The 23,689-nt window shown below is 72.0% G+C and carries 22 protein-coding genes; 7 read left to right on the plus strand and 15 right to left on the minus strand.

Annotated features, from left to right (window positions below; all coding sequences use genetic code 11):
* Positions 1-131: 131 nt before the first annotated feature.
* From ACFVWY_RS25365 to ACFVWY_RS25380, 4 genes are all read left to right on the plus strand, one after another.
* The gene (locus ACFVWY_RS25365; RefSeq protein ID WP_389876526.1) at positions 132-1,376 is read left to right on the plus strand and encodes an ABC transporter substrate-binding protein; all 1,245 of its coding nucleotides are present in this window, start codon (positions 132-134) and stop codon (positions 1,374-1,376) included.
* Positions 1,355-2,278: a carbohydrate ABC transporter permease gene (locus ACFVWY_RS25370; protein WP_389876528.1), complete on the plus strand. Its 924-nt coding sequence runs from the start codon at positions 1,355-1,357 to the stop codon at positions 2,276-2,278. Before ACFVWY_RS25365 ends, ACFVWY_RS25370 begins: the two co-directional genes overlap by 22 nt.
* Before the next feature lie 10 nt (positions 2,279-2,288).
* Entirely contained in the window at positions 2,289-3,197 is a 909-nt protein-coding gene (locus tag ACFVWY_RS25375) for a carbohydrate ABC transporter permease (RefSeq protein WP_389876530.1), read from the plus strand.
* A 74-nt stretch (positions 3,198-3,271) separates the two neighbouring features.
* Entirely contained in the window at positions 3,272-5,260 is a 1,989-nt protein-coding gene (locus ACFVWY_RS25380) for a right-handed parallel beta-helix repeat-containing protein (protein ID WP_389876531.1), read from the plus strand.
* Positions 5,261-5,324: 64 nt separating this feature from the next.
* Here the strand turns inward: ACFVWY_RS25380 and ACFVWY_RS25385 are convergent, their stop codons facing one another.
* Together ACFVWY_RS25385 and ACFVWY_RS25390 are read right to left on the minus strand one after the other, a co-directional pair.
* Positions 5,325-6,200, minus strand: a complete 876-nt coding sequence (locus tag ACFVWY_RS25385) for an FCD domain-containing protein (RefSeq protein ID WP_389876533.1) — start codon at positions 6,198-6,200, stop codon at positions 5,325-5,327.
* Positions 6,201-6,472: 272 nt separating this feature from the next.
* Entirely contained in the window at positions 6,473-7,297 is an 825-nt protein-coding gene (locus ACFVWY_RS25390) for an amidohydrolase family protein (RefSeq protein WP_389876535.1), read from the minus strand.
* A gap of 134 nt (positions 7,298-7,431) precedes the next feature.
* Here ACFVWY_RS25390 and ACFVWY_RS25395 point away from each other — a divergent pair, with 134 nt between their 5' ends.
* Complete coding sequence (locus ACFVWY_RS25395) at positions 7,432-9,354, plus strand: hypothetical protein (RefSeq protein WP_389876537.1); 1,923 nt, start codon at positions 7,432-7,434, stop codon at positions 9,352-9,354.
* A complete protein-coding gene (locus ACFVWY_RS25400; RefSeq protein WP_389876539.1) occupies positions 9,351-10,295 on the plus strand; it encodes an aldo/keto reductase in 945 nt (314 codons plus the stop codon). Before ACFVWY_RS25395 ends, ACFVWY_RS25400 begins: the two co-directional genes overlap by 4 nt.
* Positions 10,296-10,372: 77 nt before the next feature.
* On the opposite strand, the gene ACFVWY_RS25405 is transcribed toward ACFVWY_RS25400, so the two are convergent.
* From ACFVWY_RS25405 to ACFVWY_RS25445, 9 genes are all read right to left on the minus strand, one after another.
* On the minus strand, positions 10,373-11,647 hold the full coding sequence (locus ACFVWY_RS25405) for an NADase-type glycan-binding domain-containing protein (protein WP_389876541.1): 1,275 nt from the start codon (positions 11,645-11,647) through the stop codon (positions 10,373-10,375).
* Between the two features lie 4 nt (positions 11,648-11,651).
* Positions 11,652-12,215 carry a phage tail protein I gene (locus ACFVWY_RS25410; protein WP_389876543.1) on the minus strand — a complete coding sequence of 188 codons (564 nt, stop codon included), beginning with the start codon at positions 12,213-12,215 and terminating at the stop codon, positions 11,652-11,654.
* Positions 12,212-14,173: a putative baseplate assembly protein gene (locus ACFVWY_RS25415; protein WP_389876545.1), complete on the minus strand. Its 1,962-nt coding sequence runs from the start codon at positions 14,171-14,173 to the stop codon at positions 12,212-12,214. The genes ACFVWY_RS25410 and ACFVWY_RS25415 overlap by 4 nt, the downstream gene beginning before the upstream one ends.
* Entirely contained in the window at positions 14,173-14,598 is a 426-nt protein-coding gene (locus ACFVWY_RS25420) for a GPW/gp25 family protein (protein ID WP_389876546.1), read from the minus strand. The genes ACFVWY_RS25415 and ACFVWY_RS25420 overlap by 1 nt, the downstream gene beginning before the upstream one ends.
* On the minus strand, positions 14,595-14,912 hold the full coding sequence (locus tag ACFVWY_RS25425; protein WP_389876547.1) for a PAAR domain-containing protein: 318 nt from the start codon (positions 14,910-14,912) through the stop codon (positions 14,595-14,597). The genes ACFVWY_RS25420 and ACFVWY_RS25425 overlap by 4 nt, the downstream gene beginning before the upstream one ends.
* 58 nt (positions 14,913-14,970) lie before the next feature.
* On the minus strand, positions 14,971-16,737 hold the full coding sequence (locus ACFVWY_RS25430) for a VgrG-related protein (protein ID WP_389876548.1): 1,767 nt from the start codon (positions 16,735-16,737) through the stop codon (positions 14,971-14,973).
* Positions 16,734-17,456: a LysM peptidoglycan-binding domain-containing protein gene (locus ACFVWY_RS25435; protein ID WP_389876550.1), complete on the minus strand. Its 723-nt coding sequence runs from the start codon at positions 17,454-17,456 to the stop codon at positions 16,734-16,736. The genes ACFVWY_RS25430 and ACFVWY_RS25435 overlap by 4 nt, the downstream gene beginning before the upstream one ends.
* A gap of 64 nt (positions 17,457-17,520) precedes the next feature.
* On the minus strand, positions 17,521-17,946 hold the full coding sequence (locus ACFVWY_RS25440) for a phage tail protein (RefSeq protein WP_072486909.1): 426 nt from the start codon (positions 17,944-17,946) through the stop codon (positions 17,521-17,523).
* 62 nt (positions 17,947-18,008) lie between these two features.
* Positions 18,009-18,473: a hypothetical protein gene (locus tag ACFVWY_RS25445; protein ID WP_389876552.1), complete on the minus strand. Its 465-nt coding sequence runs from the start codon at positions 18,471-18,473 to the stop codon at positions 18,009-18,011.
* 562 nt (positions 18,474-19,035) lie between these two features.
* Between ACFVWY_RS25445 and ACFVWY_RS25450 the strand changes: the two genes are divergently transcribed.
* Positions 19,036-20,541 carry a hypothetical protein gene (locus ACFVWY_RS25450; protein ID WP_389876553.1) on the plus strand — a complete coding sequence of 502 codons (1,506 nt, stop codon included), beginning with the start codon at positions 19,036-19,038 and terminating at the stop codon, positions 20,539-20,541.
* Positions 20,542-20,994: 453 nt separating this feature from the next.
* Here ACFVWY_RS25450 and ACFVWY_RS25455 read toward each other — a convergent pair whose 3' ends face one another.
* The 4 genes from ACFVWY_RS25455 to ACFVWY_RS25470 are packed head-to-tail and all read right to left on the minus strand — an operon-like array spanning position 20,995 to position 23,658.
* A complete protein-coding gene (locus tag ACFVWY_RS25455) occupies positions 20,995-21,153 on the minus strand; it encodes a DUF6760 family protein (RefSeq protein ID WP_352276778.1) in 159 nt (52 codons plus the stop codon).
* Positions 21,150-21,653 (minus strand): hypothetical protein, encoded by a 504-nt coding sequence (locus tag ACFVWY_RS25460; protein WP_389876555.1) that lies wholly within the window; start codon positions 21,651-21,653, stop codon positions 21,150-21,152. Before ACFVWY_RS25460 ends, ACFVWY_RS25455 begins: the two co-directional genes overlap by 4 nt.
* The gene (locus tag ACFVWY_RS25465) at positions 21,650-22,090 is read right to left on the minus strand and encodes a phage tail protein (RefSeq protein WP_018553078.1); all 441 of its coding nucleotides are present in this window, start codon (positions 22,088-22,090) and stop codon (positions 21,650-21,652) included. Before ACFVWY_RS25465 ends, ACFVWY_RS25460 begins: the two co-directional genes overlap by 4 nt.
* A gap of 41 nt (positions 22,091-22,131) precedes the next feature.
* On the minus strand, positions 22,132-23,658 hold the full coding sequence (locus tag ACFVWY_RS25470; protein WP_389876557.1) for a phage tail sheath family protein: 1,527 nt from the start codon (positions 23,656-23,658) through the stop codon (positions 22,132-22,134).
* Positions 23,659-23,689: the final 31 nt, after the last annotated feature.

The following is a 23,689-nucleotide window of genomic DNA, read 5'->3' on the forward strand; positions in this document are numbered from 1 at the left end:
TCGCATCGCACCACCCCCGCCGGGCGTTCCACCTCCAGGAACGCCCGCGGACCCCGCCGCCGCTCCACCAGGGGCTCCGCGGCTGAATATCACCTATCGATTATTCACGACTACGCAACGGAGCGTGTCCCATGAAAACAGTGTGGCGCCGTACCTGCGGACTCGCCTTGGCTCCCTTGGTGATGGTCTCCGCCGTCGCCTGCGGCGGCGGATCCGACCAGGCCTCGGAGGGCACGACCCTCCGCGTCATCGTGAACATCACGCCGAACCTGACCGAGAAGTACTGGAACGACCTTTTCGCCAGGTACGAGAAGACCCACTCCGGCGTGAAGATCAAGCTCGAACTCACCGGCACGATCTCGGCCGACGCCAAGCTCCGGCAGGACCTGGCCGCGGGAGACCCGCCGGACGTCGCCCAGCAGATCATTCCCAGTGCCGAGACCGCGCAGCTCTTCGCGGACCTGTCCGACCAGGACTGGGCCGCCAAGACCCCGCTGGCCGAGCAGTACGCCCTGGACGGCAAGCGCTATGTGGCCGGTGTCGGCGAGCAGATCCAGTCCCTCGTCTTCTACAACAAGGCCGCGTTCGAGAAGGCGGGCGTGGATGCCGCCGGGATCCGGACGATGGCGCAGTTCACCACGGCCATGAGTGATCTGAAGAAGGCCGGCTACAAGCCCCTGCAGACCTCCGGTCAGTGGGTCACCGGATCGCAGTTCACCATGATGGCCGACGCGGGTGTGCTCACCGGCGACCCGGACTGGACCGCCAAGCGCAACGACGGCAAGAACTCCTTCGCCAAGAGCGGCTACCTGGCCTACTTCCAGCAGTACAAGAACTGGATCGACAAGGGCTACCTGGAGAAGAGCGCGCTCGGCCTCACCTACGCGGACGGCCAGACGAACTTCCTGAACGGCAAGTCCGCGATGTACATCATGGGGTCGTACTTCGTGCCGGCCGCGGACGCCGCGAAGAAGAGCGACGAGATCGGTGTGTTCACCATGCCGACCGACGGCGCCTACCCGTCCGGCCAGTTCGGCAACATGTCCAACCCGTACGTCGTGGTGAACAAGTCCCGCCACAAGGCCGAGGCCATCGAGTTCGTGAAGTGGGCGACCACCGACCCGGAGGCCATCAAGAGCCAGCTCGCCTCGGACGGCAACCTGCGCAGCGGCTTCACGTACAAGATGTCCAGCCTCGGCACCTCCGTACAGCAGATCCTGGACAAGGCACCCTCGGTGTTCGTGAAGTCCGGTGACCGCCAGCCCGTCGCCGGGTTCAGCGACGAGCTCAACAAGCAGGTCCAGTCCCTGTACACGGGATCGTCCCCCGAGGACGCCGCCAATGGATTGGACAAGTGGTGGAACTCGCAGGGCTGAACTCAGGCCTCAAGCAGCAACGCCGGGCGCGGCTGCGGGAGTCGGCCGTCTCCCTGGGGATGATCGGTCCCGCCGTCCTGCTCTACACGGTGATGACCGTCGTACCGGTGGGCGTCGCGGTCTACCTCAGCCTCACCGACTGGGACGGCTTCTCCACCGCGGCGTTCATCGGGATCGACAACTACAAGCACCTGTTCGACGACCCGAGTTCCTCGGACGCCTGGTACGTGACCGGGCTGATCGCGGTGGCGGGCACCGTGCTCATGGTGGGCCTGGGCCTGGTGTACGCGCTCGCGCTCAAGGGCCGCTCACGCGCCAACTCGTTCTTCCGGGCCGTCGCGTACTTCCCGCACGTCATCAGCGCACTGATCCTGGGCTATCTGTGGGCGGCGATCCTCGGCACCAACGGCGCCATCAACAACACCCTGGCGAAGTTCGGGATCGAGCCGATCGGCTTCCTGTTCGACGAGAAGTTCGCGCTGATCTCGCTGATCGCCGTGATCGTGTGGGCCGGGTTCGGCTTCAACGTGGTGCTGTTCGTGGCCGCCCTGCAGACGGTGCCCGCCGAGCTGCTGGAGGCCGCGGCGCTCGACGGGGCGTCCAGGCGGCAGATCAACACCCGGGTCGTGATCCCCATGATCGCGCCCGTGGTGACCGTGGCGACGGTACTGAACCTGGTGGGCCTCATCCGGGCGTACGACATCGTGGTCAGCCTCACCGGCGGCGGACCGGCCGGCTCGACGCAGACGTTCACGTACCTCATTCTCGCCCGGTCCTTCGAGGGCACCAAGGTCGGGTACGCGACCGCGCAGGCGGTGTTCCTGATGGTGGTGTCCGCCGCGCTCGCCCTCCTCGTGACGGCGCTGCGCAACCGTCAAGACCAAGCCGCGACAGGCCAGTGAGGAGCCGGTGGTGATACTAGAGGCAGAGGTCCGCGAGAGGACCAAGGCCCGGCCGGCCAAGGGTGACGACACCGGGCAGACGAAGGACAAGGAGCCGCGCTCACCGGTGCGGTGGGTCCTGCTCGGTGTGCTGCTCGTCGTCATGATCGTGCCGATCTACCTGCTGGTGGTGAACGCGTTCAAGTCCCAGCAGGACATTCTCGACAACCCGTTCTCGGTTCCGCTGGGCGGGCTGACCTTCGAGCACATGTCGGCCGCGATCAACAGCCCGCAGTTCAACGTGATCGGCGGATACGGCTTCACCCTGTTCCTCGTGGTGGTCGTGGACATCCTGTGCATCCTGCTCGCGGGCCCCGCCGCGTACGCGATCGCACGCAGTCTCAAACGGCGTACGCAGCTGGTGCTGCTGTACTTCCTGGCGGGCACGTTCATCCCGGGCGCCGCCGTGATCATTCCGGTGATCTACGTGCTGCGGGAGATCGGCCTGGCGAACACCGTGACCGGTCTGGTCGCCCACGACGTGGCGTCCACACTTCCGGTGAGCATCTTCCTGTTCGTCGGCTTCATCCGCACCATTCCGGTGGACATCGACCACGCGGCGACGATCGACGGGGCGGGCCGGTACCGGACGTTCTGGTCCATCATCTTCCCGCTGATGCGTCCCGCGGTGGTCACGGTGCTCATCCTCAACTCGATCGGGATCTGGAACGACTTCGTCTCCCCCCAGATCCTGCTCAGCCCGTCTTCCGGGCACTACACGGTCACGACGGCGGTCTACGCCGGCATCAGTCAGTACTCGACCGACCTGACGAAGGTGTTTCCCAACCTTCTGCTCGCCGTCGCGCCCGTCGTCATCTTCTTCATCTACATGCAGCGCCACATCATCAGCGGTCTCACCGTCGGTGCTGTGAAGGGATGAACCGGGAAGGGACGACCGGGTTCGACGTTCCCCGTCCGAATGAGAGCCGAGAGAAGAGAAAGGACCACAGCGTGATGAGGAGTTGGAGGACACGGTCCCGCACCGGGGCCTGGTCCGCAGCCGCCCTGCTCACATCCCTGATGGTGGTGGCGGCCGGTCAGCCGGCCGCCGCCCAGCCGGACAGGGCCCGGTCGGGGCAGACGTACTACGTCTCGCCCACGGGCCGGGACCACGCCGGGGGCAAGACCGGGGGTTCCGCGTTCCAGCACATCCAGCGGTGTGCGGACGTGATGGTGCCGGGCGACACCTGTCTGATCCTGTCCGGCACGTACGAGGAGACCGTCGTGCCGGCCCGTTCCGGCACCGCCGCGGAGCCGATCACCTACCGCGCCGCCCCCGGTGCCAAGGTGACCGTGAGCGGTGCGTCGAAGGTCGGCGGCTTCCGGCCGGTCACCGCCGCCGACGTCTCCGAGATCGCCACGTCCGACCCGTTCGCGGCGGACTCGCCGTTCAGCGAGGCGGTGGCGGCCGGGAACGTCTACAGCACCGACGTCGACCTCGGCCAGGACGTGACCACCGTGCAGGTGTTCACCGACAAGAAGATGGGCATCGAGGCCCAATGGCCCTACCCGGGGCTCGACCTGCTCTCCCCCACGCTCCAGTACGCCGGGGCGGGCAGCGCCGAGGCCACCATCACCGACACGGCCCTGACCCGTCCGGCGGGGTACTGGAACGGTGCCCGCGCCCTCACCGGGTACTGGTACATCTCGGCCACCACCACGGTGAAGGAATCCGCCGTGGGCTCGGTGACGCTGAACGAGGCACCGCCCTGCGTCCACAAGGTCGTGCCCAAGGAGACCCGCTACGCGCTCTCCGGCAAGATCGGCGAACTCGCCCGCCCCGGTGAGTGGTTCTACGACCCGGCCGCCAAGCGCCTGTTCGTGTACTCCACCGACAACCCCGGCGGCCACACGATCGAGGCCAAGCGCCGCACCTACGGCTTCGACCTGGAGAACGCCAGTCACACCACGGTCCAGGGCGTCGGACTGTTCGCCACCACCGTGCGCACCGGCGCCACCAGCACCGGTGTCACTCTGGACGGCATCACCGGCCGCTATCTGTCGCACTACACGGACATCACCCGGGGCGCGACGGACTGCGGCAGCACGGTCACCCGGGGCGTCGGCGACACCGGCATCATCCTCAACGGCACCTTCAACAAGATCGTGAACAGCGATCTGGCGCTGAGCGCCGGGAACGGCATCGCGCTGCGCGGGCAGAACAACACCGCGACGGACAACGTGATCCGCGACGTCGACTACATGGGCACCTACGCGGCGGGCATCGCCGTGCAGGGCAACAGCCAGACCGTCACCCACAACACCATCGCCGACGTCGGCCGCAGCGGCATCAACCTCCAGTGGAACGAGGTCGAGGGGCTCACCCCCGGCAAGGACCTGATCGCGTACAACGACATCTCCGGGTACGCCCGGCTCAGCCTCGACGTCGCCGCGATCTACACCTGCTGCAGCGCGTGGATGATGGGCACCTCCATCGACCACAACGTACTGCACGACCCGAAGCCCGCCACGACCCTCACCACCTTCGGGATCTCGGGGGTCTACGCGGACAACGGCCAGAGCGATCTGGTGATCGCGAACAACGTGGGCTGGGGCAACCGCGAGGGCACGGTGATGCTCAACGGTCTGGGAACCGGCTCGCACAACAACGGTGTGTACAACAACACCGGCGGCATGACGCTGTTCTACGTGAAGGAGCCGGGGCAGTCGACCGGCACCAAGATCTACAACAACGTCGGTACGATCCGGGGTCTGGCGGGCGCGACCGACGGCGGGCTGGTGCTCTCCAACAACCTTCCGGCCGAGACCGATCCGCTGTTCGTCGATGCCGCGCAGCACGACTTCCGGCTGAGTGCGGCATCCCCCGCACGCAACCAGGCGATTCCGCTCCCGGGCATCAACGACGGCTCGACGGACGCCACGCCGAGTCTGGGTGCCTACCAGTACGGGGCTCCCCAGTGGACCGCGGGCGCCCGTAGGTAACCGCGTACCGCACACGGCTGTGGGCCCGGTCCGGAGATCCCGGACCGGGCCCACAGCCGTTCGGTCAGTCCGACGCCGCCGCCGACGCCGTGGCCGCTCCGGCCGCGGTCGTGCGGGCCGCCGTCTTCTTGACCGCTGACTTCTTGGCCGCCGACTTCGTGACCGCTGACTTCTTGGCCGCCGTCCTGGCCGCCGGCTTCCTGGCCGCCGTCTTCTTCGTCACGGCAGGCTTGCGGGATTCCTTGGCCTCCCGCGCGTCCGGCACCGGCCCGCGGCCCGCCGCGTGGTCGGCGAAGGCCTCGGCCGCCCTGGCGGGGTCCTTGGCCCGCAGCAGGCCGACGAGGCGGCCGTGCTCGTCGGCCATCGCGCACCAGTCCCCGTCGAAGAGCGGATCGGAAATGGCCCGCAGGGTACGCAGGCTCGGCTCGATGACCTCCCACATCCGGGCCAGGAAGGGATTTCCGGCGTACTCGCTGACCAGGGTGTGGAACTCTATGTCGGCGTCCCGGAAGCCGCTGACGTCGTTCGCCGCCACCGCCTGGTGCATCCGCTCGACCAGGGCGTCGAGCACCGCGAGCTGGTCCTCGGTGATCTGCTCCGCGGCGAGCCGTGCGGCGAGGCCCTCCAGCGGCTCACGCACCTGCCGCGCGTACTCCGCGTCCTGCGAGGAGATCTCGACGACGAAATGGCCGCGGCGCGGGACATGCGTCAGCAGGCCCTCTCGGGCGAGCCGCTTGACCGCCTCGCGCACCGGGGCCTGGCTCACCCCGAGCCGCCGCGCGATCTCCGACTCGACCACGCGGTCGTTCGGCGCGAGGTCACCCTCGACCACGGCCTGACGGAGCAGCTCGTACACCTGGTCCGAAATCAGGGTCTTGCGGAAACGGTCCTTGTTGGTGGCCAGTGTGGAGACGAACCCACCCGACGCGTTAGATGCCATGAATTCCCAATCCAGCACAGGGGCACGTCAGTTGCGACATAATACGCACCCATCTTCTCTCGATGGAATCACATCGAGAGCTACGGCCCGCCCGGCCGGTCCCGGCCGTTCGACGCCCTCAGGACAGCCCTGGTCCGTGCCGCGGAGCGGCTCCACGGATCTCGGGGCCGACTCTCGACGGGCGGATCGGACCGTATTCATCGCCTATCGATCATCGAGAGAATCGAAGCAGGGCCCTTCGAGCACTGTCAACCACGCCCCCGGCCCGTCAGTCACCCGGCGAGTCCGTACACCCGGACCGCCGTGGTGTGCAGCACGCTTCGGCGCTGCTCCTGTGTCAGATGGGCCAGTCCGGGGCGGGACGCCGCCAGCGAGTCGGCCCGGGTGCCGCGCGGCAGGCAGATCGGCCAGTCGGAGCCGACGAGGCAGCGGTCCGGGCCGAGCGTGTCCACCACGTGCCGCACCATGGCGGCGACGCGCTCCGGCGGGACGCCGTGCTGCTGGGTGAGCAGCCCGGAGATCTTCACCACCACGTCCGGGCTCGCGGCGGCGCGCTCGACGTCGCGGTGCCACTGCGCCGCCTCCGGGGTGCGCGGGTCCGGGGCGTTGCCCAGGTGGTCGACGACGACGGTCAGGCCGGGATGCCGGGCGGTGACCTCGGCCGCGGCCGTCAAGGCTCCCCGGTACAGGTTGAGTTCGAGCACCGTGCCGCTCTCCGCGAGCAGCGGGACCAGTGCGCGGGCCTCTTCCGGGGTTCCGCTCCACTCGGCGCCGCCGAGCCGCATCCCGTTCGGGCGGCCGGGGCCCGGCTCCCGGAGCAGCGCCCGGAGCGCGTCAGGGCCCGCCGGTCCGTGGACGTGCAGGTTGGCCACGTATCCGGCGACCAGGTCCGGTCGGCGCAGGCATAGTTCACGCAGGGCGAGGGTCTCCCCCGCATCGCCGCGGGAGGCCTCCACCAGGACCGCCCCGGTCAGGCCGAGACCGGAACCAGAGCGCTCCAGGTCGCCCTGGCCGAAGGCGCGGTGGTGTGCGTCACCGGGTCTGATCCACGGAAATCCGTCGGCCGGATTCCACAGGTGGACATGGCAGTCGATCACGGTGTGCCTCCTCGTCGGGGCTCGCGGGGCCGCTCCGGAGTATTGACACGTCGGCTCCCTGCCAGTGAGTCTAACCATCGGCTATCGATGGGCGATTGTTAAATCCGAATGTGACGAGGGAGCGGGTGTACTCGATGCTCAGGCCTGAGCGGACCGACGGCACGCACACGACGGGCGAGCCGCACGGACCTCTACTGAAGGCGACCCGGCGCGTCACCGATGTGCCCGCGTGGGCGCGCCTGGAGAGGGAGCTGTTCGCCTTCCAGGACAAGGCGTGGCGGCTGTTCGCCGACCGCTACACCGAGGGTGACGGCCGGCTGGTCTTCCGGGACACCCTCGGGCGGGGGCTGGACGGCCGGGACGGCGTGGACGATTTCTACGAGCCGTTCTTCAACTGGCCGACGCTCTACCTGCTGGGCGGCAGCGCGGAGTTGCTGACCGCCTCGCGGCGCCACTGGCACGGGGTCACCGCCCAGCTCTCCGAGATGGGCATGCTGGTGGACGGCCTGGAGCGCGGCTACGACTGGTTCCACCAGGGCGAGGGGCTGCTGCTGTTCTACGGGCTGTGCCTCGCCGACCCGGACGATCGGGAGCTGCGCGAACTCGCCGTGCGTTTCGCCGACTTCTATCTCCCGGGCGGCCCCAACTACGACTCCGCGCACCGGCTGCTGCGCGCACCGCACAACGGCGCGGCGGGTCCGCGGTACGGCTTCAGTGACGAGGAGCCGTACTTCCCGTGGAGCCTGGCGCTGCACCCGTACGGCCTGCCGCTGGACGGGTTCGAGGGCGTCACGTCCTTCGAGCAGCTGGCCGCCTCGCCCGAGCTGGCTCGCGCCTACGGCCGCGCGATGTGGGACCGGATGGGGCGCGGCGACACCATCGCCAATCTGGGCGCCACCGGCCTCGCCGCCAACGCCTTCCTGCTCAGCGGGGAGCGGCGGTACGCCGACTGGGTGGCCGAGTACGTGGCGGTCTGGCAGGAGCGGCTCGCGGGCCGCGAGGTGGTGCCCGACAACGTGGGCCTGGACGGTGAGGTCGGCCAGTACCTGGAGGGCCGCTGGTACGGCGGCCACTACGGCTGGTCCTGGCCGCACGGGCTGTCCCCGGTCGGCAGTTCCACGGTGGTCGGCGCGGCCAACGCGACGCTCCTCACCGGGGACCGCGGCTTTCTGGACCTGGCCCGCAACCCGCTCGACTCGGTGCTGCGCCACGCCGAGCAGCGCGGGCCCGGCCAGATGGGCACGCTGGGCGAGCGCTGGGAGCCGCATCTGCGGTCGATGGCGGCCGAGCACACCCTGATGGTGCCCCAGCGGCACAACGACTCCGGCTGGTTCGACTTCACCGTGATGCCCGGTCAGCTGCCGCTCTCGCTGTGGCACTTCAGCCGCGAGGAGGCCGACCGGGAGCGGATCGAGCGGCTGCGCGCGGGCTCGAACTGGGACTGGACGGCCGTGCACACCCAGCGCATCAAGGACGAGGCCGGTCATGAGGAGCCGTGGTACGAGTTCCTGCACGGCCGGAACCCGGACTTCCCGGAGCGGATGCTGCGCAGCGCGCTGGCGAGCTGCGCCGAGCGGGTGGCGGCCATCGAGAGCGACCCGGTCGACCCGGCGGTCGGTCCGGACGCCCTGGACATCCACCACTGGCAGCACCTCAACCCGGTGGTGACCGAGGCCCTGTTGCAGCTGACCACCGGCTCACCGCAGGTGCTGTACAACGGCGGGCTGACCCATCTGCATGTGCGCTACCACGACGCGCAGGCCCGCCGTCCCGGGCTGCCGCAGGACGTCGCCGCGCTGGTCACGGACATCCGCCCGGACCACACGGTGGTGGAGCTGGTCAATCTCGGCGGCGAGGCCCGCTCCCTGCTGGTGCAGGCGGGTTCGTTCGCCGAGCACCATGTCGCCACGGTGCGCGTGGACGACGGTCCCGAACAGCCGGTCGGCGGACCGTACTGCCGGGTCGGCCTCGCCGGGAACGCGCGCGTCCGGCTGACCCTGACCATGACGCTGCGCGCGGGCCGCGCGGCCTGTACTTCCCCGTGGGAGACGGCATGACTGACACCACCGCCACCGGGCGGCTCCCCTTCGCCCTGCCTCGCCTCGGCATCGGCACCGCCCCGCTGGGCGGCCTGTTCGAGGAGGTCGGCGATGCGGACGCCGCCGCGACCCTGAGGGCCGCGGCCGAGGCCGGTATCAGCTACTTCGACACCGCGCCGCGCTACGGGCACGGGCTCGCCGAGGAGCGCCTGGGCCGTCTGCTCGGTCCGTCCGGGATCAGCGACCCGGTGATCTCCACCAAGACGGGCTGGCTGCTGCGCCCCCGGCCGGACGGCTCCCCGGGCGAGGTGATCACCGACTGGACGGAACGCGGCATCCGCGAATCCCTGGAGTCGAGCCTGACCCGGCTGGGCCGTTCCAGCGTCGACATCCTGTATCTCCACGATCCGGACGCGTTTCCCGACGAGATCCGCCGCACCGCCTACCCCGCGGTGCGCAAGCTGCGGGAGGAAGGGCTGATCCGGGCGATCGGCTTCGGGATGAACCACAGCGGCCCGCTCGCCTCGTACGTGGCGGAGTTCGAGGTGGACGTCGTGCTGATCGCGGGCCGCTTCTCGCTCCTCGACCATGAGGCGCTCGGCACGCTGCTGCCGCTGTGTGCCCGTACGGGCACGGCGGTGGTCGTCGGCGGGGTCTTCAACACCGGCCTGCTGGCCGATCCGTCGCCCGGCGCCATGTTCAACTACCGGCCGGTCCCCGCCGGGACGCTGGAGCGGGCCAGGCGGTGCCGGAAGCTGTGCGAGGAGTACGGGGTGCCGCTGCCGGCGGCGGCGATCCAGTTCCCGCTGCTGCACGGAGCCGTCAGTTCGGTGGTGCTCGGCTGCCGTTCGGCCTCCGAGGTCACGGCGAACGCGGCCGCGGCCCGCTTCCCGGTCCCGGACGAGCTGTGGCAGCGGCTCGCGGAAGCCGGTTTCGTGCCGGAGGAGCTGCTCAGGTGACCACGCCGGGCGGGCCGGGGGACGGGGTACTCGTCCCCCGGCCCGCCCGGCCGGCTCGGTCCCGCGCGGGGGCGGGTTCAGGCGCGCCGGTAGAACTCCACCTCGCCCACGGCGATCGGGCCCTCGTCCTGGCCCGCCGCGGCCTTCAGCACCAGCCGCACGGAGACGACGTCGCTGATGCCGGTCCGCACCGTGAACTGGCCCGGCTTGTCGTTGAGCTTCACCTTCTTCGTCGTGGTGTCGCCGTCCGCGTTCGTGATGACGAGTTCGGCCTCGGTGGGCCTGCCGCTTCGCCGGAATTCCGCCGCCTTGGTGGACACTCCCGGGTAGATCACCACGCCGACCAGCCGGAACGGTTCGGCGAAGGTACAGGTGAGGGACGAGCCCAGGGCGGGTGCCGCCCAGTATTGGTTGGTCATCCCGTCGATGGCGGCCGAGGCCGGGTGGCCGGGGGTGTCCGCACTCGCGGTGGCCTTGCGCGGGCTGATCTCCGCCGTCTTGCCGAGTTTGTCCCGTACGTCCTCGTAGACATAGCGCCCGGCCGGGACGAGCAGGAAGCCCGCGCACAGCAGCCCGACGACGACCAGCGCCAGCACGGTGCGGCGCAGCAACCGCCCCGATCCGCTCCTGACCCGGCGGCGGAACGGCCACACGGTCCGCCACCACGGCAGCGGCGCCGCCTCCTCCCTGACCTGGAGGGGCGCCGCGCAGCGGCGGCAGAACCGGCGGTCCGGCAGGTTGGGCGTGCCACAGGCCGGGCATGGCGGACCGTCGGGGACTTCGTCGGCCGCCACCGGGCGCACCACGGGCCGCCGGGCGACCGGCCGGGCGGGCTGCACCGCGCCCACCGGCTCCTGCGGCGCGGCGGGTCGCGGGGCGGGCGGCTCCGGCGGCCCGGCGACGGGCCGGGCGGGGCGCACCGGGGCGGGCGGGGCGGCTTCCGGAGCGGGCGCGGCGGGTTCCGGAGCCGGAGCGGGGGGCGGCGCGGAGGCCGGGGGCGACGGCTCGGCCGGTTCGGGCGCACGGGTGCGCGCCGGTGCGGCCGGTGGCTCAGGGACCGGTGGCGGCGGCTCGGGGGCGCGCTCGGGCACGGACCCGGTCACCGCCCCGGAGACCGGACCACCCGCCCGGCCAGTGGCCGGACCGGTCGCCGGACCGGGAGCCGGACCGGGAGCCGGACCGGAGGGCGGACCGGTCTCCGGTGCCGTGGGCTCGGTGGGCTCGGTGGGCTCCGGTGCAGCGGCGGGAGTGCTGTCCGGCTGCCGGGAGGACCAGCCCAGGTAGGAACCGCAGTTCCCGCAGAATTCGTCGTCCTCGCGGTTGGCCGCACCGCACGCCGGACACGAGCGCATCGCGTCAGCCTCCTGTCTCGTCCGGTGGACCGGGCAGGATGTCCACCCGGTGGGTGAGGTGTACGGGGCATGAGGCGGCGACGACGTCCCGGACACGGTTCGCGTCCACCGGTCTGCCGTCCGGCGCCCATACCCGTACCAGCAGCTCTCCGGTGGGTGCCGGAGGCAGCGGGGTGCCCGGTTCGTTCGACCAGGCGGCGCCCCCGCCGTCCTGGATGTCGGCCTCGACACCGAAGCAGAGCCGGAGGTGTTCGAGCAGGCCCCGGCGGGTGCCGCGCCACCGGTGCAGTTCGACGGCGCGGCCGATCACGGCCCGGCGCAGTTCCTCGGGCCAGGCCGGGTCGACGTCCGCCGCCACCCAGGAAGACAGCCAGGGCAGGAAGTCGGACGGGGTGAGCGAAGGATCGAAGTAGGCGGGAAGGTTGTCCAGCGTGGACAGGACCGGCGCCAGCACCGTGTCGAGACCCGCAGTGAAGCGCTGCGCCAGGTCGTCGTCCGCGTACAGCGCGGGCAGCAGTGCGCCGATCGGGTAGCGGCTGGGGAGCCCGGGTACCGCGGCTCGGGTCATGCGCCGTCACCCGCCCCGCTCGTGGTGACCTCCACCTGGTGCTGGTGGGAGAAGACCAGGGCCCCCGGCGCGACGTCGATCCGCTGCACCGCCGCCCCCCGCCTGCCGGTGATCGGGTCCGCGGGGAACATGCGCACCTCCTCCACCAGGGCGACCCCCGGCACGTTCTGGAGCACCGCGAAGATCTCGCCGTACTGCACGGGTCTGCCGAAGGGCCATCCGGTGCCGTCCGCGCCACCCCGCAGCGGGTCGATGTGGCGGAACAGCGCGGCGACCGCCTCGGCCCGGACCCGGTCCGCGTCGCCGCCGGCGGTCACCAGCCGGGCGACCACGGTGACGCCCTGGTAGGCGGGCGGTTCCACCACCAGGCGGGTGCCGACCAGCCGCCGTTCGTCGAGCCGTTCGGTGACCGCGGCGAGCACGGAGTCGGACGGGATCAGCTGCTCGAACCGGAGCTGGCCGCCCCGGTCGGGCACCGCGTCGGGCACCACCAGGACGCGGACCGCCCCGGCCTCGCCCGCGACGGCGGGCAGGCACCGGACCCGGCGCAGCGAGGGCGCGGCCTCACGGGCGACGGACTCGTAGTCCCCGGCCGTGACGGCGCGCTCCTGGACCCGCAGGATGTGGGGCGCCCGGGTCTTCGCGTTCTCCACGGTCTCGCCGTCGACGCCGCCCCGGGCCGCCTCGCGGTTGCCCACCCCGGCCACGTACGGCACGGAGCTGCGCAGCACGCTGATGGCGCCGCGTGCGACGTTGCCCGCCGAGCCGCCGCCCGTGCGGTAGCGGGGCACCCTCAGCTGCGCGCCCTTCTCTGGCACCGCCCCGTAGGAGCGCATCGTGCCGTCCGGGTCGCGCACCTCCGGCGGGAAGGCGAACTCGCCGGACACGGCGTCGATCCGCACGTGCCGGTCGTCGGGGGCGGAGGCGCCGAAGTGCTCCACCGCGGTCCACACCTGCCAGCCCTCCGCGGAGGACACCTGGACGACCGGGGGCTCCCCGTCCATCAGCAGTGGTGCCCGGCTCACCGTGAACCGCTGTCCGGCGACGCCCTCGGAGGTACCGAGCGGGACGTCGAGGACGGTCTCGGCGTGCTCGACGTCCATGGTGCCGCCGACGGTGAAGACCTCCGCCTCCCGGATCGTCGGCGACTCGGAGTAGAACGGCTGGCCCGGCTCCGGTGCGGTGACCCGGCAGCGCAGCCATCCCGCGCGTACGCCCGCGGTGACCGAGGCGGTGTGCCCGGCCGGGACGAACACGGTGATCTCGCCGGGCCGGTTGAGCCCGCCGGTGCTGTCGGTGCCGGTCTGGCAGACCACCCAGCGGGCCCCGTCCCACGCCTCCCACACCAGCGGCGGCTGGCGGGGGTCGACGCCCACGCCCTCCACCCTGCTGTCCAGCCGTACGGCGACGATGCACCGGGGTACGGCGGTGGGCAGCCCGAAGAGCAGGGCGTCACCCGGCTCCGGCCGGGGCTGGAAGCAGGGGATGTCCTTGCCCGCGCCGAGCGGTGCGGTGCGGTCGGTCTGGTCGCCCGAGGCGGGAGCGGTGACCAGCCGGACCAGCGAACTCGGCACGATGGCCAGTTCGCCGGCGGTGGAGAAGACCACGGCCTCCTCCGTCTCGCCGCGTGCGGTGGCGACCTCGGTGCCCGGCGGGAGGCGCACGGTCTCCGGCTGCGGTGCGGAGAGCCAGAAGTCGACCTCGGCCCGTGCCACGGTCGGCGGGAACAGCGTGATGCCGAGCAGGTCGAGGAAGGCCGCGTAGTTCTTGTCCGGCACCCGGTTCAGCCGGTAGAGCAGCTGGTCGACCATGTACGCGAAGGTCTCGATGAGGGTGACCCCGGGGTCGGACACGTTGTGGTCGGTCCACTCCGGGGAGCGCTGCTGGACGTAGCGCTTGGCCTCGTCGACGAGCTGCTGGAAGCGCCGGTCGTCCAGGTTGGGTGAGGGCAGGGCCATCAGCGTGCTCCCGCTTCGTCAAGGCCCTCGGAGGACGGGATGGTGTAGAAGGGGAAGACGAGGTTGCGCAGGTCGTTGGTGGCCCGCACGGTGTAGTGCACGTCGATGTACAGGGTGCCCTCCTCGATGGCGTCGAACGCGATCACCACGTCGGTCACCTCGATGCGCGGCTCCCACCGTTCCAGCGAGGTACGGACCTCGTGGGCGATGCGCCCGGCGGTGGCGCCGTCACCGGGGGCGAAGACGTATTCGTGGATGCCGCAGCCGAACTCGGGGCGCATCGGCCGTTCTCCGGGCGCCGTGCCGAGGATGAGCCCGATGGCCTCCTCGATCTCCCGGTCCCGTTCCACCATGCCGATGCCGCCCGTGGCGCCGACCCGCAGCGGGAAGCCCCAGCCACGTCCGATGAATCCGCTGCCGCTCACATCGGGCCCCCGATCAGGACGTTCAGCGCGCCGCTGATGATGGGGGCGCCGCAGGTGGTGTTGTCCCGCATCCGGGCGGCGGGCAGCCCGCCGATCAGGACCTGCCCGCCGAGCGCGGCGGCCGGATTGGGCATGATCACGTTTCCCGGTCCGAGTGCGGCGTGCGGGGGGACGACGCACACGTGCAGGCTCCCGGTGACGGCCGCGGGCCGCCCGCCGATCAGCACGGTGGCGACGGCCACCGCGCCCGGGGGCGGGGTGCCGATGACGCCGCCGTGGGCGGTGCTGTCGCCCGTGCGGGCTGCGGGGGGCATGGTCGGGGTTCTCCTCGCCGGTAAAAGGGGCTGACGGAGCCGTCGGACTGACGGCAGGTCAGTTGATTCTGATGAGCTTCGCCTTGAGTACGCCGAGCAGTCCGCCGTCGATCGTGACACCGGTCTTGCCGTTGACGGTCACCGAGCTGCCCTTGATGTTCACGTCGCCCGTTCCCGCGTCGAGGGTGATGCCGGACGAGGTGAGCGTCACGGAGCTGAGGGCCCGGCTTCCGCCGCGGGCGTACACCGTCAGCGCGATCTCGCCCTTGCGCTCGTCGAGCCGGACGTCGAGCCGCTTGTCACCGGTGGCGATGCGGACGCCGGAGGGGCCGCGCGGTGTGTCCAGCAGCTCCAGCCGGTTGCCCGAACGGGACACCAGGGAGCGGCGGTTGACCTTGCCGCTGGTCGCGTCGACCAGCGGGACGTCGTGCGGGGAGGGTTTGTCGACCCCGTTGTAGAGGCCGCCGATCACGTACGGGCTGTCCAGCAGGCCCTGTTCGAATCCGACCAGCACCTCGTCGTTGACCTCGGGGCTGAACACCCCGCCGCCGCCCTGTCCGCCCCACTGCACGGTGCGGACCCAGTCGGTCACATAGGTGTCGTCGAGCCAGGGGAACTTCAGCTTGACCCAGCCGCGTTCGGTCTTCCCCTCGCGGATGTCGGTGACCACACCGATCGCCAGGCCGGGCATCCGCGGGCCGCGCGAGGGCGCGTTCGCGCCGTTGGCCAGCCCGGTCAGCGAGCGGTCGGGGGCCGCGCTGACCAGGACGGTCGTCCGGTAGCCGCCGTTCGGTTCGAGTACGTGGTGCGCGGCGGTCGCGGTGTAGCGTCCGGCGAACGCCGGGCCGACGTTGCCGAGGGCCACCGGTTCGCCCGCCCGCAGGTGCGGGTTGCCCTCCGCGACCGCTTCGATCTCCCCGAATCCGGAGCTCACCGAGGCGGCCACCGATCCGGCCACGGCCGTGGCCTCGGCCTGGGTGCGGTACGGGGTGTCGGTGACCGTCATCCGGGCGCCCGCGCCGAACGCCCCGGCCACCACCGACGGGCTCATCCCGGGGACCACCGTGTCGCTGCGGACGGACGGTTCGCGGGCCACCAGCCGGGTCTTGGTGTCGACGTTCCAGCCCCGCACCTCCACGCTGTCCGCCCCGTCCGCGCCGGTCAGGACCGCGCGCAGGGCGAGCAGGTTGCGCCCGTATTCCAGGACCATCGGGTGACGGCTCGCCGGGGTGGCGGGCGCGGGGGCGGACGAGGCCGGCTTCGGCTTCACGAACTGGAGCAGACCCTGATCGTCCACCCGCACCCGCGCGCCGCTCTCCCCCGCGAGGAACTGGAGGAACTCCCAGTCCGAGACGTTGGGCTGGGTCAGCTGCTTGTACGTGATCGGCGCGGCCTCGATCTTCCCGCAGGCCAGCCCGGCGCCCGCGGCGACCTTGCGGACGATGTCGGCTGTCTTCATGTTGCGGAAGGCCACCACCTTCCGGCCCCGCTGGAGCCGGTGGGCCTTGGAGAACGCCCGGACCACGGTGAACGACCCGGTGGTGTCACTGTCCAGCTCGATCGCCGTGACCTCGCCGGTGAACAGCCGTTCGCGCGCCCTCTCCTGCACGGTGACCACGGAGATCTTCAGCGGGTTGCCGATGGTGATGCCGGTGGCGGTGAGCAGCTTGTGGTCGGGGTCGCGGTACGTCAGCACGGCGGTGTCCGGCAGGCCGACGTTCTCGTCCACCACACAGCTCACCAGCTGGGCGGCCCAGGCCGCCGGAAGTTCGGCGGGGGCCTCGACGATGGGGTCGGCGGCGAAGGAACGGCCGGGGGCGGTCATCGGCTGCCCTCCGGAGCGTGGTCCTCCAGTCCGGGCACGACCAGTTCGGTGCCGGGGGTCAACTGCATCGGGTCGTCCACGTCGTTGGCCTCCGCTATGGTGCGCCACGCGGTGGCGTCACCGTACTCCCGCCAGGCGAGCAGCGGGAGGCTGTCCCCGGCGACGACCCGGTGGGTGCGCCGCGCCTCCCGCGAGCCGGAGGTGGGGTTCTGGCCGGCCGGGTCGACGCTCGCCTCCTCGATCGACAGGGAGCAGGTGGCGCGCAGCGGCTTCCCGTCGACATCGAACAGGGTGTACGTGACCGACAGGTTGGAGAGGACCCCGTCGAAGGAGGTGGACTTCGACGTACCCCAGTCGAAGCGGACCCAGGGGCTCGCGGGTGTCTTGCGGGCCAGGCTGCTCGGGGTGGGCACACAGGCCAGCATCAGCTGCTCCACGGCCTTCTCGACCGAGTTGTCGTGCGTGGCGGTGGAGTCCAGGAAGACCTCCAGGGACAGGGCCCTGGGGCCGCTGCCCACGAACTCGGGCAGCGCGGACTGCCCGGCCATCCGGGACGGGGTGCGCCGCCACTCGGTGCTCTTGCTCAACGACAGCTTCGCGGGGTTGAACTGCAGGGTGATCCGGGCGAGGTTCCCGCCCGGTTTGGCGCCGACGGTCGACGGCGGTTCCATGATGGTCAGCTGGGCGCGAGCACGGCTCGCACGGACAGCGGGTGACATGGCGCTCCTCCTCCCGGTTCTCGCCGGTGTCTGTTTCCGGTGCCGTCTTCTGACATGACGGCCATCAGGACGGTTCCAGTCCCTCGTGCGCGATCTCCAGCGTCTCGATCGCGGCCTGGGAGTTGGCGGGGTCGAAGGACGGCCCCTGCCAGCGGACCGGCACGATGCCGTGCACCTGCCAGCTGATGATGCGGCTGAGGTCCGGGCGGAGTGCGACGATCTCGCCGTCCTTGGGCTCGACGCGCTGGATCGTCTCGTTGAGCCAGCGCGCGATCTTGAGCGTATCGGCCGTGACGGGACGGGTCAGTGTGATGTTGGTCCAGGTGATCCGCCCCGGCAGCTGCCAGGTGAAGCCGTTGTTGCCGCCCTCGGCGTACTGCTCCATCTCCACCTCGGCGCCCAGTCCCGAGCAGGTGTGGAATGCTCCCAGGTCGCTGCCCCCGATGACGAGTTTGAAGAACACGCTCGTCGCGAAGATGTTGTCCGTCATGTGCTTCTCTTCTTCCCGGCTTCTTCCAAGTTCCTTGCTGTGTCCGGCCGTTCGTGGGCCGGTCAGCGGCGGCCGTCGTACAGCCGCCCGGTGCGCTCCCGTCCTCTGCGCAGGTCCGCGCGGATCAGGCGGCTCACCGGGTCGATCAGCCGGCGGGCCAGTTCCTCGATGTCCGCCCCGGTGATCCGGTGGGCGGGGGTGTCCGCGGTGGCGGCTTCGGCGGGGGCCGCCGGGCCGGTGTGTCCTGGTGCGGCGGCGGGTTTCGCCTGGACCGCCCGCACCGGAACGCCGGTGATTCCGGCGTCGGCCGCGGCGCGCTGGAGCACGTCGGCGGTGTGGGCGGAGGCGCGGGTGCCGGGACGCGGTGCCGGAGCGGGCGTGGTGGCGGGGAGGGTGGCCGGTGTTCGCCGCGGGACGCGTACCGCGAGGGCCGACGGCCCCGGCGGCACAGAACCGGGCGCGGCCTCCGGCCCGAGGGGCGCGGCGGTGGCGGACTCGGGCACCACCGGCAGCGGTGCGCGCTGCACGGGGGTGATGAGCGCCCCTGGTCCGTCCGGGGCGGGTGGGTGCGGACGCACCACCGGAACGGCCGGCCGGGGCGGTCCGGAGGGCGCCGCCGCCCCCCGGACCGGTGGAGCCGGCCGCGCCGCCGCGGGCGGTAGCGGGGACGGCTGCCCGGGGCGGTGTGCGGTGTCGGGGCCCTTCGCCGGGGGCGCCGTCCGCGGGCGGGCCAGGGCGGTTCCCGCGTCCGGCCCGTGCGTCGCCCCGCCACCGCGTACCGACCGCTGCACGAGTCGCAGCAGTGAGCCGCCGCCCGCCCCGCGCTCCCCCCGGCCGGGCCGCACACGCGGGCCCGGAGCGGCATCCGGCGCCGGTCCGGTGCTCGGACGCGATGCGGAAGGGGCGTCGGGCGCGGAGGCGGAGGCGGAGGCGGGGGTGCGTACGACGGTGTCGCCGGGGGCCGCTGCTCGCGGTGCCGGGCTGGGTGCGGTCGTCGGGGGGCGGTGCGTGCCAGGGCCGGGGTTCCCGGCCCGGGGGCCGCCGGGGTTCCCGGCCCCCGGCGACGGTGCGGCGGGCACCGGCTGGGGCGTGTCGCGACGCCAGGTGGCCGGTACGACCGGGCGGGCCGTGCTCCGCGCCGCCGGTCCGGAGAAGCCCTCGCCGGAACCGGTGTTCACCTTCAGGGTGCGGCTGGTCAGCAGGGGGCGTGACCGCTGGACCGCGGGCGGCGTCGGCATCGCGCGGGCCGCCGCTGCGGATGCCCGTCCCGGGGCCCGGTCCGGGGTGATCCGCCGGATGCGTACCGGCCGGGTGGGAGCGGAGGCCGCAGGGGCGGGCTTCGAGGGCGTGGCGTTCGCGGGCGTGCCGCCCGGGGCCGTGGCGCTCCCGGGCGTGGAGTTCGAGGGGGTGGTGTGCGACGGGGCGCTGCGCGCCGTGCGCTGCACCGGCGCGGGGCCCGGGGCCGCGGCATGCGGGCTCGCGGGTGCGGCGGGGGCGCGCAGCGGCAGGTCGCCGGGGGCGTTCGGGGACACCGGCGTCGGGGTGCCCAGGGGCAGCGGTGCCCCGGGGCCCTGCGCCTGCGTGGTGCCCGGCCGCGGGCGCGTGGTTCCGGCCCGGGTCCGCTCGCGGTCGCCGAGCAGCGGTGCGTCGTTGCCCAGCCGGGCGGTCGGCGGGAGTGACGGGAGCGGGGTACCGATCCCGCCACGGGCACGGGCCCGCGCACCCGAGCCGCCGGGCTGCGAGTCCGGTGCGGACCTGGGCACCGGGCTGCCGCCTCGCGAGGGTGCTGTTCCCGGAACCGTCGAAGACCGGGAAGAAGAAGACGGGGAAGCCGACGAGGAGCGGTCTGCCGTCCTGCCCGCCGGGCCCCGTGAGGCAGCGGGCGAAGGCGCGCTGGCGGACGGGGAAGCGGACGTCTCCGCCGGGCCCGTGGTGTCCGCCGCCTGGCGCTGGACCACGGGCATGCCCGCGGTCTGCTGCCCTTCCGGGGCGGGTGACGCGGGCGCGCTCAGCGGGGCCCGGCCCGCGGGTATCGCCCCCGCGGGCAGTTCCCGCAGCGGGCGGCCCAGGGCGGGACGCACCGCCTCGACGGCGGAGCCGTCAGCGCTGGGGCGGCTGGCCGCCGGGGCGGCGTCCGGCGCAGAGGTCCGGGGGCTCCCCGAAGGAGCGGGCCGGTCCGGCTGCGCCGCACGGGGGCCTGCCGCTCGCGGTGCTGCCTGTGGTCCCGTTCCCACGGACGCCGAGGGGGCCGGGGCGGCGGGGGTGGAGGCGGCCAGCGGTATGCCGACGATCTGCCGCAGCGGTATCGCGGGGCGCCGGGCGATGATGAGGGGCGGCGCGGTCCGCTGCGGGCGTACCGCCGCGGGCCGGGACCGGGGAGCCTGGGCAGGGCTCGTGACGGGGTCCGCCGGACGCCCCGGGGCCGACACGGCGATCGGGTCCGCGGCCGGTGCGGCCGGGGCCGTCCCCGTACGCCGCTGCGGAGCCGTTCGCGGCGCGGGGGTGCCGCCGGAGCGCCGCTCAGGTGCCCTGCTGGAGCGCTGGACGGTGGCAGGGGCAGGCTTCCCGGTCGCCCTGCCCCTGCCGGTCGTGTGATCCGCCGCCGGTGCCGGGCGGACCTCCCCGGTGTCGGGCCCTTCCTCGGGCGCGGTCCTCGCGGCACGCAGCAGCAGCGGTCCGCCAGGGGTCTCGGAGCGCGCGGCTCCGGGGCGGGTCACGCCGTGGATGAGCCCCACGGGCGCGGACGGCAGCACGGCGTGGCCGAGTTCGCTCCCGAAGGCGAGGTCCTGCCAGGAGGCGAGACCGTCCCTGAAGCGCAGTCCGTCGCTGACCCCGATCGACGACCGGGCGACGGTCACCGCCGGGGGTGCGACCCGCCGCCAGCCGCCGTCCCAGTCACCGGCCGTCCGCGCGGCCCCGCCGTCGCCCCGGCCGGATTCCGCTGCCGGTTCCGGCTCCTGGGTGTGGCCGGTGCCGGCCCCGTCCCGGGGCGGCGCCCCGGACCGCTCCCGGTCCGCCCTGCGCAACCAGCTTCCGAACCCCACACGATCACCCGCCTTCGTTGACGCGGGTGTTGATCCGCGCTATCTCCCGCACCCATTCCTGACGCTCGCCGTGGGTGAGGTCGAGAATGTCCTCTCGCTGCCAGTGGAAGTGGTAGGCGATGTACGCGATCTCCTCCCGCAAGCGGGGAAGGGCGTACGTCACGATTCCCCCAGGCGCCCACCCGAGAGGTCCACCTCGAACGACCCCTGGCACAGCGGACAGGTCACCGCCGCGTGGGTGTGGCCCTCGCTGTTGATCCGGCGGTAGAAGTCCTGGAGGAACGCCACGTCCGTGGCGTACATCCGCTCGACCACCCCGACGTGCACATCGGTGATGGTGCCGAGCCGGGTGATCACCTGGCTCAGCAGCACCACGCTCAGGTACGCCGGGTTCTCCTTCACCCGCAGGTCGATCTGCGGGCGCAGTTCGTCGCGGGCCGTCGCCAGCCGCATCGAGCCGGTCCGGTGGACCTGCCCGTCGTCATCGACGTATCCGCGCGGGAGCTCGAACTCGAACTCCGTACGCAGATCGGGCTGCTGGCTCCGGGCGGCGGGAGGCGCGGGTGTCTGGGCCTGCGCCTCCTCCCGTGCGGCGGACGTGGCCGAGGCGAGGCTGTCGAGGACTTCGTCGAGCCCGCCCGACGTAACGGTCCGGCGCCTCATTCGACCACGATCTCCTCGAAGGTGATGGTCACCGACTCGGTGGCGGCGCTGGACTCACCGGCCTTCAGCGACGGGCCTTCCCACTTGCTGGCCCAGCCCTGCATCAGCTGGATGCGCCGGACCGTGTCACCCTTGGAGTCCTTGATCTCGATGGTGAGGTTCTGGCGCGCGGTGTCGACCGCCCCGTTGTTGAGCGTCTCCTTGATCCACTTGGTGAACTCGCTGCTCTTGTCGAGCCCGCGGGTGATGGTCACCTCGCCCGCCTGGCGTGCGCCGGGCTGCTTGCGGATGATCTGCTTGCCCTCGGCGGTCACCTGACGGACCTCGACGACTTCCTCCTCGACCGTCAGGCCGCTGATCTCCTGGATCGACTCGACGAGATAGCCGCCGAGCTGCACGCCGAAGACGTGTGTGGAAAGAGCATCGCCCTCTGCCATGACTCTGTGTCACCTGTTCCGTTCTTGCGGACCCTGCCGGGTCACTCGTTGACGAGGCTGGTGCTGTCGGAGAACTGCGCGAGGCGGAAGACCACGAACTCCGCGGGCTTCACCGGGGCGACGCCGATCTCGCAGACGACCTGACCGAGGTCGATCGACTCCTGCGGGTTGTTGTCACGGTCGCACTTGACGTAGAACGCCTCCTCGGCCGTGCGGCCGAAGAGGGCGCCCCGGCGCCACTCCTCGGTGAGGAACGCGGTGACATTACGCCGGATGCTCGACCACAGGCGGTCGTCGTTCGGCTCGAACACCACCCACTGGGTGCCCAGGAGGATGGACTCCTCCAGGTAGTTGAAGAGGCGGCGCACGTTGAGGTAGCGCCAGGCCGGGTCGGACGCGAGGGTGCGCGCGCCCCAGATCCGGATGCCGCGCCCGGGGAAGGCGCGCACGCAGTTGACACCGATCGGGTTGAGCAGGTCCTGCTCGCCCTTGCTGAGGCGGACCTCCAGGTCCAGCGCTCCGCGGATGACCTCGTTGGCGGGGGCCTTGTGCACACCGCGCTCGCCGTCGCTGCGCGCCCAGACACCGGCGACGTGACCGCTCGGCGGCACCAGGGCGTTCTGGCCGGAGGCCGGGTCGAAGACCTTCAGCCACGGGTAGTACACGGTCGCGTAGCGCGAGTCGTACCCGGCGTCGTCGTTGCGCCAGGTGCGGACGCGCTGGGCGTTCATGCCGGGCGGGGTGTCCAGGACGGCGACCCGGTCGCCCATCTGCTCGCAGTGCGCGATCACCGCCAGCTGTACGGCCTTGACGCCGTCGGCGTCGAGGTCCCCGCGCTGGTAGGCGCTCATCAGGTCCGGGACGGCGACCATGGTGATCTCGTCGATCGCCTCAAGACCGGCGAACCCGGTACGGGCGCTGGCGTCACCGACGTACTCCGCCGCGTCGAGCCGGGCGACCCCGGCGCCCGGAGCGGCGGCTGGAGCGAGGGCGAGGGTCTGGTTCTCCGGGCGGGCCGGGGTGGCACCGGGCTGCTCGGTGACCTGGATGAACTTGGACTGGCGGGTCTGGGTGACCAGGTAGCCCTTGACGTTCTTGCGGCTGGAGACCTCGAAGGTCTCCACCACCTTGCCTGCCTGGCGCACCAGCAGCCGGAACCGGTCCTCCGGAGGGTTCTCGCCCTCGGCGTCGGCGACCTCCACGGAGAGTTCGCCGCTCGCGCCGGGCCGCGCGGAGACCTGGAAGCCCCCGAGGGCGGCGGACGCGACCGCCCCGGCCGCCTGGCCCTGCTCCGACCCCTCGGCGGGACCGCCGATGCGCACGATGTAGGCCGCACCGCCGCCGTTGGCGAAGTAGCCGTAGACCGCGGGCGTCAGATACGTGTCGGGGGTGAAGGTACCGAAGGTCTGGACGTACTGGTCCCAGTTCGTCACCAGCGTCGGCTGGTGGAAGGGGCCGGACTCCGCGAAACCGACGAAGGCTGCGACCGCGGTGCCGACTCCCTCGATGGGCCGCGCTCCGGACTGCACCTCCTCCACGTATACACCGGGGGTGAGGTACGACGGCATGCTCGCTCCTTCGCGTGGTCGTTCGTTCGTC

The sequence above is a fragment of the Streptomyces sp. NPDC058195 genome, assembly GCF_042883525.1.
Taxonomy (GTDB): domain Bacteria; phylum Actinomycetota; class Actinomycetes; order Streptomycetales; family Streptomycetaceae; genus Streptomyces.